The organism is Paraburkholderia nodosa, assembly GCF_001718195.1.
In the GTDB taxonomy this organism is placed as follows: Bacteria; Pseudomonadota; Gammaproteobacteria; order Burkholderiales; family Burkholderiaceae; genus Paraburkholderia; species Paraburkholderia nodosa_A.
This window is the reverse complement of record NZ_MCNV01000019.1, coordinates 131,434-145,376: the sequence shown is the minus strand read 5'-3', so window position 1 is coordinate 145,376 and position 13,943 is coordinate 131,434. Positions and strand designations below refer to the sequence as shown.

12 protein-coding genes are annotated in these 13,943 nt (G+C 65.2%); 7 read left to right on the top strand and 5 right to left on the bottom strand.

Annotation, left to right across the window (positions count from 1 at the left end; genetic code table 11):
• Nucleotides 1-27 precede the first annotated feature (27 nt).
• The 3 genes from BFD71_RS27425 (at nucleotide 28) to BFD71_RS41615 (ending at nucleotide 2,656) form a co-directional block, all read left to right on the top strand.
• A complete protein-coding gene (locus tag BFD71_RS27425; protein ID WP_069267465.1) occupies nucleotides 28-861 on the top strand; it encodes an ABC transporter ATP-binding protein in 834 nt (277 codons plus the stop codon).
• A gap of 342 nt (nucleotides 862-1,203) precedes the next feature.
• On the top strand, nucleotides 1,204-1,905 hold the full coding sequence (locus tag BFD71_RS27420; protein WP_069267464.1) for a carbonic anhydrase: 702 nt from the start codon (nucleotides 1,204-1,206) through the stop codon (nucleotides 1,903-1,905).
• 574 nt (nucleotides 1,906-2,479) lie between these two features.
• On the top strand, nucleotides 2,480-2,656 hold the full coding sequence (locus tag BFD71_RS41615) for a hypothetical protein (RefSeq protein ID WP_154677984.1): 177 nt from the start codon (nucleotides 2,480-2,482) through the stop codon (nucleotides 2,654-2,656).
• 27 nt (nucleotides 2,657-2,683) lie between these two features.
• Here BFD71_RS41615 and BFD71_RS27415 read toward each other — a convergent pair whose 3' ends face one another.
• A complete protein-coding gene (locus BFD71_RS27415) occupies nucleotides 2,684-3,709 on the bottom strand; it encodes an aldo/keto reductase (RefSeq protein WP_069267463.1) in 1,026 nt (341 codons plus the stop codon).
• 287 nt (nucleotides 3,710-3,996) lie between these two features.
• Between BFD71_RS27415 and BFD71_RS27410 the strand changes: the two genes are divergently transcribed.
• A complete protein-coding gene (locus BFD71_RS27410; RefSeq protein ID WP_069267462.1) occupies nucleotides 3,997-5,424 on the top strand; it encodes an MFS transporter in 1,428 nt (475 codons plus the stop codon).
• 42 nt (nucleotides 5,425-5,466) lie between these two features.
• Here BFD71_RS27410 and BFD71_RS27405 read toward each other — a convergent pair whose 3' ends face one another.
• Nucleotides 5,467-6,489 (bottom strand): VTT domain-containing protein, encoded by a 1,023-nt coding sequence (locus tag BFD71_RS27405; RefSeq protein ID WP_069267461.1) that lies wholly within the window; start codon nucleotides 6,487-6,489, stop codon nucleotides 5,467-5,469.
• A gap of 229 nt (nucleotides 6,490-6,718) precedes the next feature.
• On the opposite strand from BFD71_RS27405, the gene BFD71_RS27400 reads away from it, so the two are divergent.
• From BFD71_RS27400 to BFD71_RS27390, 3 genes are all read left to right on the top strand, one after another.
• Nucleotides 6,719-7,537 carry a helix-turn-helix transcriptional regulator gene (locus tag BFD71_RS27400; protein WP_069267460.1) on the top strand — a complete coding sequence of 273 codons (819 nt, stop codon included), beginning with the start codon at nucleotides 6,719-6,721 and terminating at the stop codon, nucleotides 7,535-7,537.
• Between the two features lie 177 nt (nucleotides 7,538-7,714).
• Nucleotides 7,715-9,418: an FAD-dependent oxidoreductase gene (locus BFD71_RS27395; protein ID WP_069267459.1), complete on the top strand. Its 1,704-nt coding sequence runs from the start codon at nucleotides 7,715-7,717 to the stop codon at nucleotides 9,416-9,418.
• 34 nt (nucleotides 9,419-9,452) lie between these two features.
• Nucleotides 9,453-9,644, top strand: a complete 192-nt coding sequence (locus tag BFD71_RS27390; RefSeq protein WP_069267458.1) for a hypothetical protein — start codon at nucleotides 9,453-9,455, stop codon at nucleotides 9,642-9,644.
• Between the two features lie 18 nt (nucleotides 9,645-9,662).
• Here BFD71_RS27390 and BFD71_RS27385 read toward each other — a convergent pair whose 3' ends face one another.
• The 3 genes from BFD71_RS27385 to BFD71_RS27375 form a co-directional block, all read right to left on the bottom strand.
• Complete coding sequence (locus BFD71_RS27385) at nucleotides 9,663-10,205, bottom strand: helix-turn-helix transcriptional regulator (protein ID WP_069267457.1); 543 nt, start codon at nucleotides 10,203-10,205, stop codon at nucleotides 9,663-9,665.
• 349 nt (nucleotides 10,206-10,554) lie between these two features.
• The gene (ggt, locus tag BFD71_RS27380) at nucleotides 10,555-12,285 is read right to left on the bottom strand and encodes a gamma-glutamyltransferase (RefSeq protein ID WP_069267488.1); all 1,731 of its coding nucleotides are present in this window, start codon (nucleotides 12,283-12,285) and stop codon (nucleotides 10,555-10,557) included.
• A gap of 135 nt (nucleotides 12,286-12,420) precedes the next feature.
• Nucleotides 12,421-13,824 carry an MFS transporter gene (locus BFD71_RS27375; RefSeq protein ID WP_069267456.1) on the bottom strand — a complete coding sequence of 468 codons (1,404 nt, stop codon included), beginning with the start codon at nucleotides 13,822-13,824 and terminating at the stop codon, nucleotides 12,421-12,423.
• Nucleotides 13,825-13,943: the final 119 nt, after the last annotated feature.

Here is a 13,943-nt window from a genome sequence, read left to right as displayed (position 1 = left end):
CAATCAACAGAAACTGGAGAAAAGCCGATGAGCGCCACTGAACCCGCCGGACTCGACATTCTGCATGTGAGCAAGCGTTACGGCACGGGCGAGTCCACGCTCGTCGTGCTCGACGACGTGACGCTGCATGTGCGCCCCGGCGAATTCGTGAGCGTGCTCGGCGCGAGCGGATGCGGAAAATCCACGCTGCTGCGCCTGATCGCCGGCCTCGACGCGGGCTATAGCGGCGCCATCATGATGCGCGGCGAACGTGTTGGCGACACCTCGCTCGAGCGCGGCATCGTGTTCCAGGATCATCGTCTGTTTCCCTGGCTCACGGCAGAACAGAACATCCTGGCGGCACTGCGCAACGCCCCGCTGTCGGCACGCGAAAAACACGACGCGGTGGCCGAGCACATCGCACTCGTGGGCCTCACGGGCTTCGAGCGGGCGTATCCGCATCAGCTCTCGGGCGGCATGGCGCAGCGCGTGGCGATCGCGCGCGGCCTCGTCAATCGCCCGCGCGTGCTGCTGCTCGACGAACCCTTCGGCGCACTCGACGCCCTCACGCGCAGCCGTCTGCAAAACGAACTGCTGCGCATCTGGGAACGCGAACGCATCACGATGATCCTCGTCACGCACGATGTCGACGAGGCGATCTACCTGGGCGAGCGCGTCGTGACGATGGCGCCGCGCCCCGGCCGCATTCGTCGCATCGTCGACGTGGCATTGCCGCGCCCGCGCGATCGCGCGGATCCGCGCTTCGTGCGGCTGCGCGACGAGATTCTCTCCGACTTCTCGGACGCCACGATACCGCCCGGCGACACGCTGTTGCCCGACACCCCTGGCCAATCTTCAGGTCAATGGCGCATGGCGTGGTGAGCGCGCCGACCGACTGGTCGGTCGCGGCTCCTCCTTCCTCATGATCCCGACATCGCCGGCGACACCGCGGGTGTGCCAATTGCACCCGGCGTGAGAAAATCTCTTTTCGAACGGAAACGCACGACGCGTCAGCGCCTTCGCAGCAGCACGCTTTCCGGTAATTAGCCGTCTTTTCTGCCGGTTTATCGGCATATCCCGCGGGTTCGACGATTGAGTACCGGGGGAAACGGCTGTCCGGGGCAACGTGACGCGAAGTTTTCCGATCCGCAAGGGGTCGGCTCAGCGTAAACTCCCGCTGTTGCCATTCGATAGTGTCGATTCATGATAAAGAGAGAAACATCCATGCCAGACAACACCCACTCGCACGACGGTCACTCCGATTCGTGCGGCTGCGACCTGTTACACCTGCTCGACGGCGTGGAAGAATTCACTCATCACGTTTTCCCGGGCAACAAGGAGCTGTTCCGCAGCCTCGCCCACAGCCAGGCGCCGCACACGCTCTTCATCACCTGCGCCGACTCGCGCGTTTCGCCGGAAATGATCACGCAGGCCAAGCCCGGTGATCTGTTCGTGTGCCGCAACATCGGCAATATCGTGCCGGCGTACGGCGAAATGCTCGGCGGCGTTTCCGCCGTCGTGGAGTTCGCGGTGCTCGCGCTCAACGTGAAGCAGATCGTGCTGTGCGGCCATACCGATTGCGGCGCGATGAAGGGGCTCGCCTCGGGCGCGGAAGCCACGGCCGACATGCCCACCGTGCACGCGTGGCTGCGCAACGCGGAAGCCGCGCGCAGCGTGGTCAAGACCCGCGGTCTGGACGACGACCAGATCGTTCAGGCGCTCGTGGAAGAAAACGTCCGCCTGCAACTCACGCACCTGCGCACGCACCCCGCCGTGGCGGCGCGCGTGGCCCAGGGCCAGCTCGAACTGCAGGGCTGGGTCTATGACATCGGCCACGGCAAGGTCACTGTGCTGGACGAAGCACACGGCAAGTTCCTGTCGCTCGGCGAAGCGCGTGCGCGCCTGCGCAAGCGCGTCGAGGAATAATGGCCGGGCGCTGATGCGCCCCACGCCTTCACGCTGACTGCCAGGCTCACTTCTGGCCAGCGCCGGGGCGGCGACTCACGCCGCCCCATTCACACCCCCCTTATGCATTCCGCATGAATTGAAGTGCGTCCACAGCGCATTTCCGGGTCTTGTCGGGCGATTTTCTCAATCTGCGCAATAATTCTTTTCGAATTAGGGGTTTACCCTAGGACAAAACCCGACTACACTCTGGCCCGTACTACATGCGGCGCCCTGCCGCACAAGAAGAAGAATTCCGGAGGTTGGTCGCTATGCAGTACGTTGCCCCGCCGTCGCATCACCTGTCTCATCCCGGCTTCAATCGCACTACCGGCGCATTGCGTCGTCCCACGCTTCGCTAGTTCAGCGCGCGTGTCCTGCCGTCGCGCACGCGCCGCGGCAGGCGAACTTGAAAGGCCCACTCCGCGTCATCGCCGTTTTCATGCTGCTATTCACGTCGCGGCAAACGGCGCGCGCTTTTGCGCGTATGGACGCCCGGTAATGGGCTTCGCACCCGTCACGGGCCGAGCGCCCGGTTACCGAAGGAGAAGCATCCATGGAGTCCGCGCAGAACCGTCAGTCGAAAGTCGAAGTGAAGTTGTTCCTGCACCCGGAAGATCACTACCGCGCGATGGCCGCCGCGAAGACCCTCAATCTCGCGGAGCGCGAGTTCTTCGCGCTGGCGCTGCATCTGGGCGCGACCCAGATCCTGCGCCAGACCGAAGCGGCTTGATGAAGCCTCACCGGGCGAGGCGACTCGTCACACCGGTGACGGATTGCGCTCGGCAAAACCCTCCTGGTGCCAGTAGGGGTACACAGGCCGCACAGCACTCGCGGCGTCGAGCTTCGCCACCTGCTCGGGCGTGAGGTCCCAGCCGACCGCGCCGAGATTCTGGCGCAACTGCGCCTCGTCGCGCGCGCCGATCAGCACCGTCGCGACCGTCGGCCGCTGCAGCAGCCAGTTCAGCGCGATCTGCGGCACGGTCTTGCCGGTTTCCTGCGCGATCTCGTCGATGGCGTCGAGTACGCGAAAGAGGTATTCGTCCGGCACCGGCGGCCCCTGCTCCGCCGTCTTGTGCAGACGGCTCTTCTCCGGCAGCGGCTGGCCGCGCCGGATCTTGCCCGTCAACCGTCCCCAGCCCAGCGGACTCCACACCACCGCGCCCACACCCTGGTCGAGCCCGAGCGGCATCAGCTCCCACTCGTAGTCGCGGCCGATCAGCGAGTAGTACGTCTGGTTCGCGACGTAACGCGGATAGCCGTAGCGATCGGCCACGGCCAGAGACTTCATCAGGTGCCAGCCCGAGAAGTTCGACACGCCCGTGTAGAGAACCTTGCCTGCGCGTACCAGTTCGTCGAGCGTGGACAGCACCTCTTCGGCCGGTGTGCGCGCATCGAATCCATGCAACTGGAACAGGTCGATATGGTCGGTCTGCAGACGCTTGAGCGCCGTGTCGACCGCGCGCTTCAGGTGGAAGCGCGATGAGCCTACGTTGTTGGGTTCGTCGTCGAAGCGGAAGGTCGCCTTGGTCGAGATGATCGCCTTGTCGCGGCGCCCCTTGAGCGCCTCGCCGAGCACCGACTCCGACGCGCCGCTCGAATAGATATCGGCCGTATCGAACATCGTGACACCAGCGTCGAGGCAAATGTCGATGAGCTTGCGCGCTTCGGCGACATCGGTTGCGCCCCAGGCCTCGAAGAACTCGCCTTTGCCGCCGAACGTGCCGGTGCCTAAGCTCAGCACCGGCACCTTCATTCCGGACGCACCCAGAAAACGGTATTCCATTTCCGACTCTCCATTAATCAACGGGTTGACGATGTGATGCCGACAGCGGACGAGTCTACGCGCTTCGATTCGGGCTTGCCGCGCGGGTCACACGGCGAACGGCTCGCCGCGCCGCGGACCGCCGCGCGGCTGTACAGATGCTTTTGCCTGATGGAAACTGTCGCCTTTCGCCGCGGGCTTTGTGCTTCACTATCCGGTCCGCAACGTACCGATCGCCAATATCTCCGCTGCCTGCCCATGCTCCGTAACAAGATCGCATTGATTCTCCGCTGCTGCGTGGAGGCGCAATGACCGCTCCCGCACAACGTTCCCCCGGCGTCGGCTGGCTGCCGTACCTCGTCGCCGCCACGTTCTTCATGGAGTACCTCGACACGACCGTGATCGCCACGGCGCTGCCGCAGATGGCGCGCTCGTTCGGCATCGGCCCGAATAGCCTGAGTCTCGGCGTGACCGCCTACATGCTCGCGCTCGCCATCTTCATTCCGGCCAGCGGCTGGGTGGCGGACCGCTGCGGCGCGCGCACCGTGTTCTTCAGCGCCGTGGTCACGTTCACGGTGGCGTCCGTGCTGTGCGGGATCTCGCAGAACGTCGACGAGTTCGTGGCCGCGCGCATCCTGCAGGGCATTGGCGGCGCAATGATGGTGCCGGTCGGGCGCATGATCGTCGTGCGCAGCACCGAGAAAAGCAAGCTCATGCAGGCGATCTCGACGATCACCTGGCCCGCCATCGCCGCGCCCGTGGAGGGACCGCCCATCGGCGGCTTCATCACGACCTACGCGTCGTGGCGCTGGATCTTTTTGCTGAACGTGCCGTTCGGCATCGCCGTGCTCGCGGCGATCGCCGCCATCGTGCCGAACCTGCGCGGCGAACAGCGCCGGCCGCTCGACGTCGCGGGGCTCGTGCTGAGCGGCGCCGCGCTGACCGCCATCCTTTACGGCGCGGAACTCGCGAGCCAGGTCGGCCAGAATCCGTGGCGCGCAATGGCGCTCGTGGCGGCAGGCGTCGCGATCGGGGTCGTCGCGTTCGTGCACGCGAAACGCCATCCACACCCGCTCGTCGATGTTTCCACGCTGAAGGTTCCGACCTTTTCCGTCACGATCGTGACCGGCTCGATCACGCGTATCGGCATCGGCGCGGCGCCGTATCTGATGCCGCTGATGTTCCAGATCGGCTTCGGTCTTACGGCGTTCAAGTCCGGCCTGCTGCTGCTCGCGAGCGCGCTCGGCAATCTCGGCATGAAGGCGCTCACGACGCGCATTCTCGAACGCTGGGGCTTCCGGCTCGTTTCCGTCGTCGACGTCAGCGTTGCCGGTGTCTCGTTGATCGCGTGCGGCCTGCTCACGCCCGGCACGCCGCTCGTTATCGTGTTGATCGTCGTGTTCGTCTACGGCATGGCGCGCTCGATGCAGTTTTCCACCCTCGCCACGTTGGCCTACGCCGACGTCGCGCAGCCGCAAATGAGCGCGGCCAGCACGCTCTGGAGCGCCGCGGCGCAGATGACGATCGGCCTTGGCATTGCGTTCGGCGCGCTCGCGCTGCGCGTGGCCGCGAACCTGAACGGCGAAACCACGGGCCATGTGTTCACGCTCGACGACTTCCGGCTCGCCTTCCTCGCGGCCGGCGTGCTCACGCTGATCTCGGTGTGGGGTTATGCGCAGATGGCGCGCGATGCGGGACAGAACGTGGGCGGCGGCTCGCGCAGGCAGCGCGCGTAGGTCCCGCCGCGCGCCTGACAACGCGCGGCGGCAGGACCACCGTTATTTGGAAAGACTTGCCCGCACGGTATATTCGGCTTCCTCGCCCGCTTCGAGCTCATCGGCATGGGCATGGGCCGCGTGGAACTCGTTGGACAGCGGCTCGACCGGATAACCGTGGCGCTCCCACGCGTCGAGCCCGCCCTTGAGCGCGCGCGCGTGATAGATGTGCTTGTTGCGCAACTGATCGACGATGCGCTTGGCCGTCGCCTCGTTCGGGCACACGCAGTACACGACGATCGGACGCCCGATCAGCTCGGGCGAGAGTTCTTCGCTCGATTCGAGATTCAGCGGCCGCGCGCCGGGAATGCGGTAAGCCTCCTTCTGACGCACGGCTTGCGGACGCGCGTCGAGCACGATGGGCGGTGCACTCGACTTCATCATCTCGTCGAGCTGATCGGGCGAAATGCGGTGCGTCGCCAGCCAGTGGCGGAACTGCATGCGCCGCAGCCAGCGCCAGGCGAGGAACAGCACGCCCGCCACGGCGAGCACGTCGAAAATCGTCATGCCGTTCGCGCGCACGAACGCCGCGAATCGCACGATTTCCGCATGCAGCGCCGCGCCGCCGAGCAGCCAGGTGCCCGCCCACAACGCCGCGCCGACCGTGTCCCACAGCAGGAAGACGTGGACCGCCACCGTCGTCGTGCCGAGCAGCGGCGCGGAAATCAGGCCGAGCCCCGGAACGAACTTCGCCACCGCGAGAATGGGCGCGCCGTAGCGCTCGAATACGTTGCGCGCGATGCGGATCGTCGTGTCCAGCGACAGCGAAAAACGCACGAGCCCATTGAGCAGACGCCGCCCGCGCTTGCGGCCTGCGGCGAACCACAGCGAATCCGCGAGCAGCGTCGCGATCACGGCCGCCGCCAGCAGGCTCCCGTAGGACGTCTCGCCGCTCGCCGCCATCGTGCCCGCGAGAATCAACACCGGCGCGGCCGGGACGGGCACGCCCAGTTGCGTCACGAGTACGCTGAGAAAGACCGCTCCGGCGCCGAAATCGGGTGGAATCGCGGTGGGGAGCGTCAACATTTCGAGATAACCTGCGCGCAGGGAAATTCAGGTAAGGAAACGTGGCGCGCATACCGCGCCGGCCGAGGGTGGAGATTACCCCAACGTGCCATTCCTTGCTCTCGTTGACGCAGGCTTCGCGGCGGCATCGGGCGGGCGATCCGGCCCCGCTGCCGGCGCTTTCGCGGCGATGCGAAACGGTGCTAATCTCGTAAAAGTTGCTTTTTCCAGCCGTTTTCCGTCAAGACACATGCGTTACTGGCATCTCGATCGACCGAGGCAGGCAGGTCAGTTAGACCTCTCGCGCGTCACCAGCCTCGTTTCGGCCATCGGCCGCGACGACGCCAACGCACTCGCCGCCGAAGTGCTGAACATGCTCGGCCCGGCGACGTCGGTCACGCAGTGCACCGTGTTCGCCTACGAATTCGGCAACCGGCCGCGCACGGTTTCCGTGGCCGATCATCGCGGCGGGCGCTTTTTGCGCGACGTCGCCGACACCTACGCGCGCCTCTTCTACGCGCTCGACGGCAATCAGCAGATCGTTTGCGGCGCTTCGGCCGACAAGCCCGGCTCGTCGCTCGTGCTGCACTGGCAAAGCAGCGCGGACATCGCGCACGATGGTTATCGCACCGCGTGTTACGCCACGCCCAACGTATCCGACCGGCTCTCGCTGCTGCTGCAGCCCGCCGCCGACATCTGGCTCTCCGTGAACCTGTACCGCGAAAGCGACGCCGGCAATTTTCAGCCGGGCGAAGTGGAACTGGTCGAATCGCTCGCGCCGCTGATCGGCGAGTCGGCCCGGCATCACTACACGATTCGCGGCCAAAGCCAGCTCGGCATTCCTCAGATGATGCTCGCGCGCCTGCGCGGGCTCTGCCCCACGCTTTCCAAACGCGAACTCGACGCCCTGCGCGGCGTGCTCGAAGGACGCAGCGCGGTTGAAATCGCCGAGTGCATGGGCGTGAAGCCCAGCAGTGTGGTGACCTATCAGAAACGCGCGTATCAGCGGCTGGGCATTTCGAGCCAGCGGCAGCTTTTTGCGCTTTGTCTCGCGACGGATCACGGTTAAACACCCGCCGCAAGCGCGCGCAAAAAACCACTGCGCAAAATTCCCCCCCGTAAGCCCCCTGTACCCAAATTGAGGACAGCGGGCCGCGCCTCGCGCTCCATACTGACTTCATCGCCAGCGCCCCCGCTCGGGGCATGCCGGCAAGCACAAGACTTACGTATCGGAGACGCAATCCCCATGAGCGCCGGATTCAAACCCTATCCGTTCGAGGCCAGGCAGCACGCCGCCCGCCTGCCCGAACTCGAAGGCGGCCGTGAAGCGCAACGCCACGCCGTGACGATCGTCGGCGGCGGTCCAGTGGGCCTCGCCATCGCGCTCGGCCTCGCGAAGCACGGCGTGCGCTCGGTGCTGATCGAAGCCGACGCATCGGTCTGCTACGGCAGCCGCGCGATCTGCATCTCGCGCCGCAGCCTCGAAATCATCGAGCGCCTCGGCGCGCTCGACGGCTTTCTCGCCAAAGGTCTGCCGTGGACCGGTGGGCGCAGCTTCTATCGCAACGACGAAGTGCTGCACTTCACGATGCCGCAGGACGAAAACCAGAAGCTCCCGCCGATGGTCAACCTCGCGCAGTACCACATCGAGCAGTTCCTGCTCGACGCAGCGGAGCGGCACGCCGATCTCATCGACATTCGCTGGTGCACGAAGGTGACGGCCCTGCACGAAGACGCGCATGGCGCCATGCTCTCGCTCTCCACGCCCGCAGGCGATTACACCGCGCAGACCGACTGGCTCGTCGCCGCCGACGGCGGCCGCAGCACGGTGCGCGAGTCGCTCGGCCTGAAGCTTCAGGGCACGAGCTATGAGGGCCGTTATGTGATCGTCGACATCCTGCTCGACAGCGCGCGGCCCACGGAGCGGCTCGCGTATTTCGACCCGGCGTCGAATCCCGGCTCGACCGTGCTCGTCCACAAGCAGCCCGACAACGTCTGGCGCATCGACTATCAGCTGCGCGACGGCGAGGACGCCGACGAAGCGATCAAGCCCGAAAACGTCATGCCGCGCGTGCAGAGCCTGCTCGACATGATGGGCGAGAAAGCATCGTGGTCGCCGGTCTGGATCACGATCTACAAGGCCAATGCGCTCACGCTCGAGCGCTATCGCCACGGCCGCGTGCTGTTCGCGGGCGACGCGGCGCATCTCGTGCCGATCTTCGGCGTACGCGGCGCGAACTCCGGCATCGACGACGCCGACAACCTGGCGTGGAAACTCGCGTATGTCGTGAAGGGGCTCGGGAGCGACGCGTTACTCGACAGCTACTCCGATGAGCGCGTCTACGCCGCGCACGAAAACCTGAGCTATGGCACGAAGAGCACGGAGTTCATGGCGCCGCCGTCGTTTGCATTCGATCTGATGCGCACCGCCGTGCTGAGCCTCGCGCGCGAGCACGCCGCCGTGCGCTCGCTGATCAATCCGCGCCAGACTTCGGCCATCGCCTACGCGGCCTCGCCGCTCAACGCGGCCTCCGACGCATTCGCGAGCGGTCCGGTGCCGGGCACGGTGCTGCCCGAATGCCCGCTCACGATCGTCGATCAGGCTGGCGTGCGCGAAGGGCACATGACCGACTTGATCGCGCCATGCTTTACGGCGTTCTACTTCAGCGAGGATGGCGCGACGCCCGCCCCGATCGCCGCGCTCGAAACGACGCTGGCCGCCCGCGCGCTGCCGTTCGCGCTGGTGCCGCTCGCACAGCGCCAGCCCGACGACGCATCACGCCGCAGCGGCTGGGACCGAACGGGACGCCTGTTCCCGATGTACGGCGCCAAGCCCGGCACGCTCTACCTCGTGCGCCCGGACGGCCACGTGCTCGGCCGCTGGCACGGCGAAGCCGGCACAGTCGCCACGCAGGCGCTCGCCGCCCTTGACCATGCGCTGTGCGCATGAGCGCTGGCGGAATCAAGTACAGATGGAGAAAGCCATGACCGACAGCGAACTCGACACCGTCTACACGCAGCTGTGCAAGACCATGACCAATCTGGGCGAAGTCAACGGCCCGCTCTTTCTTGCGCGCTTCGCGCTGCTCGCGATCGAGCGGATCGGCAACGCGCAAACCTGCCTCGGGTTGATCGACGCCGCAGGCAAGAACGTTTCGGCAGCCGTGCCGGAATAAGGGGAAGCGCGGCACGCCTCAGCGCTGCGTCGACTGCACGAGTCGCGCGAGGCGCGAGCGGTTGCTGACGCCGAGTTTCTGAAACGAACGATCGAGATGGGTGCGCACGGTCGTATAGGAAATGCCTAGCCGCTCGGCGATCTCCTTGTCGAGCAGCCCTTCCACCACGAGCGCGACCACGTCGCGCTCGCGCCGCGTCAAGCGGTTGATCGCTTCGTTATCCGCAGTGGATGGGTCGGCTGGCGGCGGCTGAACGTGGCCCGTCTGCGCGCGCGAGCGCGCCAGCGCGGCGATGAAAGCCGGGCGCACCAGATCGAACAGCGCAAGCTCCCGATCGGAAAGATGCTCGCGCCGCTTGCCGCGCCCGATGCGCAGATGATCGAGATACTCTTCGCCCGACCAGACGAACAGGTCCGCGCCCGCATGCAGGCCGTCGGCGCGCAGCAGTTCGAGCAGGCGCCGCCCCACTTCGAGACGCAAGGCACCCTCGGGCAAGATAGGGTCGGCCAGCAGCTTGAAGACGTCGGCGATCAACGCGAGTTCGCGGCTCGTCAGGTCCATGCTCGGGTGCGATGAGAAGTGGGCGCGCGCCCCGCTTGCGCGGCGACGCAAACATCAGAGCTTAATGATCTCGCCTGACGGATTCAATATGCAGTGCGACTGTGAAGCGTGAAGCGGGCATGCCGAAAAGAAAATGGGGCGGCAAATGCCGCCCCAAGAAAAACACACGCCGGCAAAGGGCTGTCTTCCGCCGGAGGTTGCATAGTACGCGATGAATTACGGAGCGGCATCCCCAGATTTGAGGACAAACGCTCACGTCATGCAAACTTTTGCCGCCTCATGCCAGCTTGCCGATGCGAAATGGTTTGCATTCATGCGCAGCGCATCGTTTCGCATCGGTGTCGCGGTTTTACTGGATCAGACGCGAGACGCCACGGCCGCGCGGATCGGAAACCGCGTCGGGCGTATCGCCGTTGATACGGATCGCCTGGATGTCGCCGTTGAAGTCCTGCGCCTTCAGCACGTAGCCCTTCGCCTCGACCTGCCTGGCGAGTTCGCCGTCGATCGGCGCATACGGCTCCCAGAAAATCGTGTTGGGCGGCAGCAACTGGTGGTGGAAGCGCATCGCCGCCACCGCGTCCTTCAACGGCATGTCGAAGTCGTAGTTGTTGTTGATGACCTGGAACACCGACGTGAAGATGCGCGAGCCACCCGGCGTACCGATCACGAGCGCCACCTTGCCGTCCTTCGTGAGGATGGTCGGCGTCATCGACGAAAGCGGACGCTTCTTCGGCGCAATCGCGTTCGCGTCGCTGCCCACCACGCCGAACATGTTAGGCACGCCGGGCTTGGACGCGAAATCGTCCATCTCGTCGTTGAGCACGATGCCGGCGCCCGGCACGACCACGCCCGAACCGAAGTAGCCATTGACCGTGTACGTGTTCGAAACGGCGTTGCCCCACTTGTCGACCACCGAGAAGTGCGTCGTCTCCGCCTTCTCAGGCATCGAGGTGCCGAGGCCCGGTTGTACGCTCTTGGTGTCGGATGGCTTGTCGGGGTCGACTTCGGCAGCGCGCTTCGCGAGGTACGCGTCGTCGGTGAGCTGCGCGACCGGCACCTTGTAGAAGTCGGGGTCACCGAGATATTGCGCGCGATCCGCGAACACGCGCTTCTCGATCTCCGCGATCAGATGGATGTACTGCGGCGAATTGAGCTGCACATCCTTGAATTGCGGCGCCAGCATCGACTTCATCTTGAGCAGCTGCACGAGGCCCACGCCACCCGAGCTCGGGGGCGGCGCAGTGATGATCTCGTAGCCGTTCCACTTCGCCTCCACGGGCTGGCGCCACACTGCCTTGTACTCCTGCAGGTCGCGCTTCGTGATGAGGCCGTGACCCTTCATCGAAGCGGCGATCAGATCCGCGGTCTTGCCGTCATAGAAGTCCTTCGCGCCCTGGTTCGCAATGCGCGTGAGCACATTGGCGAGATCGGGCTGCTTGAACGTGACGCCCTCCTTCAGGTTGCCGAAGTAGTCGTCGAAATTGGTCTTGCCGGCGAAGTCCTTTTCCGCGGCCTCACGGCGCTTCGCGAGCTGCTCGTCCACGACGAAGCCGTCGCGCGCATATTTGATCGCCGGCGCGAGCACCTGCTTCCATTGCAGCCTGCCGAAGCGCTTCTGCGCCTCCCACATGCCCTCGACCGTCCCCGGCACGCCCACGGCGTCGTAGCCGTAAAGGCTCTTGCCCGGGATCACGTTGCCCTTGTCGTCGAGGTACATCGTGCGCGTGGCGGCGAGCGGCGCGCGCTCGCGATAGTCGAGAAAGTACGGCTTGCCGTTCACGTAGAGCGTCATGAACCCGCCGCCGCCGATGTTGCCGGCTTCGGGGTACGTCACGGCGAGCGAGAAGGCGATGGCGACCGCCGCGTCGACGGCGTTACCGCCCTCCTTGAGGATCTGCTCGGCGGCGTCGGCCGCGTACTTGTCGGCAACGGCCACGGCGGATGCATTGAGGACCGCAGGGCGTTGCTGCGTATCCTTCGCAAAGGCCGGCGTGGCTTCGAGGAAGCCCGTGGACAAGGCGGATAGCGAAAGCAGTGCGAGAGCGGCAGCGGAAATTTTCGTTTTTTCAACCAGCTTCATCGAGTTCACCCCATGATTCGGTTTGTTGGCCTACCAGAAACCTGCCTTGGCCTTATAGCACGCCAGGAAAACGATTGCGATCCGGCGATCCGCTGATTCCGCTGCCGTGCAAGACGGCGTCCGTTCTGGACTGGATCAGGCCTCGCCGCGCCGGCCGCGCGCAATTTCGTCGCCCGCATTCGCGGGCAATCGCATCGTCACCGGAATGGACGCTGCCGAAAAGAGCCCGACCACGAGAAACGCGGGCCAGAAATCGGACCAGACAATGGCCGAATGCCCTTGCACCCGGTGCGAGATCTGCAGCACGAGGCCCGCGATCGTCACGCCGAGGCCGAGCGACACCTGCTGGATCACGCTTGCCACGCTCGTGGCGCGGCCGATGTCGCGCGTCGGAATATCGGCGTAGGCGAGCGAATTGAGGCCGGTGAATTGCAGCGAAGGAAAGATCCCGCCCGCGAGCACGATGACCCAGATGAGCCACACGGGCATGCCCGGCGAAAACGAGCCGCATATCGCGATGGCCGTGCCCGCGAGGACCGCGTTGACCATCAGCGTGCGGCGAAAGCCAAAGCGCCCGAGCACGCGCGAGACGATCGCCTTCATGAAGATCGAGCCGAACGCCGAAGCGCAAGTGATGGCGCCTGAAGCGAACGCCGTCATGCCGAGCCCTTCCTGCAGCGTGAGCGGTAACAAAAATGGCACGGCGCCGAGCCCGATGCGAAACAGCGACCCGCCCGCCACGCTCGCATTGAAGGTGGGGATGCGCAGAAATTTCAGATCGAGCACGGGTCGCTCGACACGTTGCGCATACAACCAATAGGTCACCAGCAGCAACGCGCCGATCACGCACATCGTCACCGCGGTGCCGGTGGCCACGATCTCGCCGCCCACGAGCGAGAGGCCGAGCATGAACAGCGACGCCCCACCCGCGGAGAGCACGAAGCCGACCCAGTCGAGCCGCCCAGGATGCTCCTCGTGCATGTTCTCGATATGCCGGTTCGCGAGCCAGATGCCGAGCACGCCAATCGGAATGTTGATGAAGAAAATCAGCCGCCAGTGCAGATACGTGGTGATGAACCCGCCGAGCGGCGGCCCCACGACCGGGCCGAGCAGCGCGGGCACCGTGAGATAGTTGACCGCGCGAATGAAGTCCGATTTGGGCAGCGAGCGGAAAATGATGATCCGGCCCACCGGCACCATCATCGCGCCGCCGATACCCTGCACGAAGCGGGCGGCCACGAACATCTCGAGCGAGCGCGAAGCCGCGCACAACAGCGACCCTGCCATGAAGATGCCGATGGCAGTGCGAAACACATTGCGCGAGCCGAAGCGATCGGCCACCCAGCCGCAGATCGGGATGAACACGCCAAGGCCGATCACGTAGCTCGTGACGGCCAGCTTGAGTGTGATGGGGTCCTGGCCGAGATCGCGGGCCAGTGCGGGGAGCGCGGTGACGATGACCGTCCCGTCCACGTTCTCCATGAACATCGAGCACGCGACAATGAGCGGAACGATGAATGTGCCGAGGGCTAATGGCATGGGCAGGAACGACGATCAGCGTGGCTGATGGCGTAAAGCTGCCATTATGGCCCTTGTTGCGGAAAACGGGAACCCGGCAACAGATGAAGCGGCGCCCTTTGCGTGTGCGCCACGCAGCA

What these genes read in the sequence shown, in the direction of transcription:
- BFD71_RS27425 (WP_069267465.1), top strand. Translation starts at nt 28, where the DNA reads ATGAGCGCCACTGAACCCGCCGGACTCGACATTCTGCATGTGAGCAAG.
- BFD71_RS27420 (WP_069267464.1), top strand. Translation starts at nt 1,204, where the DNA reads ATGCCAGACAACACCCACTCGCACGACGGTCACTCCGATTCGTGCGGC.
- BFD71_RS41615 (WP_154677984.1), top strand. Translation starts at nt 2,480, where the DNA reads ATGGAGTCCGCGCAGAACCGTCAGTCGAAAGTCGAAGTGAAGTTGTTC.
- BFD71_RS27415 (WP_069267463.1), bottom strand. Translation starts at nt 3,709, where the DNA reads ATGGAATACCGTTTTCTGGGTGCGTCCGGAATGAAGGTGCCGGTGCTG.
- BFD71_RS27410 (WP_069267462.1), top strand. Translation starts at nt 3,997, where the DNA reads ATGACCGCTCCCGCACAACGTTCCCCCGGCGTCGGCTGGCTGCCGTAC.
- BFD71_RS27405 (WP_069267461.1), bottom strand. Translation starts at nt 6,489, where the DNA reads ATGTTGACGCTCCCCACCGCGATTCCACCCGATTTCGGCGCCGGAGCG.
- BFD71_RS27400 (WP_069267460.1), top strand. Translation starts at nt 6,719, where the DNA reads ATGCGTTACTGGCATCTCGATCGACCGAGGCAGGCAGGTCAGTTAGAC.
- BFD71_RS27395 (WP_069267459.1), top strand. Translation starts at nt 7,715, where the DNA reads ATGAGCGCCGGATTCAAACCCTATCCGTTCGAGGCCAGGCAGCACGCC.
- BFD71_RS27390 (WP_069267458.1), top strand. Translation starts at nt 9,453, where the DNA reads ATGACCGACAGCGAACTCGACACCGTCTACACGCAGCTGTGCAAGACC.
- BFD71_RS27385 (WP_069267457.1), bottom strand. Translation starts at nt 10,205, where the DNA reads ATGGACCTGACGAGCCGCGAACTCGCGTTGATCGCCGACGTCTTCAAG.
- ggt (WP_069267488.1), bottom strand. Translation starts at nt 12,285, where the DNA reads ATGAAGCTGGTTGAAAAAACGAAAATTTCCGCTGCCGCTCTCGCACTG.
- BFD71_RS27375 (WP_069267456.1), bottom strand. Translation starts at nt 13,824, where the DNA reads ATGCCATTAGCCCTCGGCACATTCATCGTTCCGCTCATTGTCGCGTGC.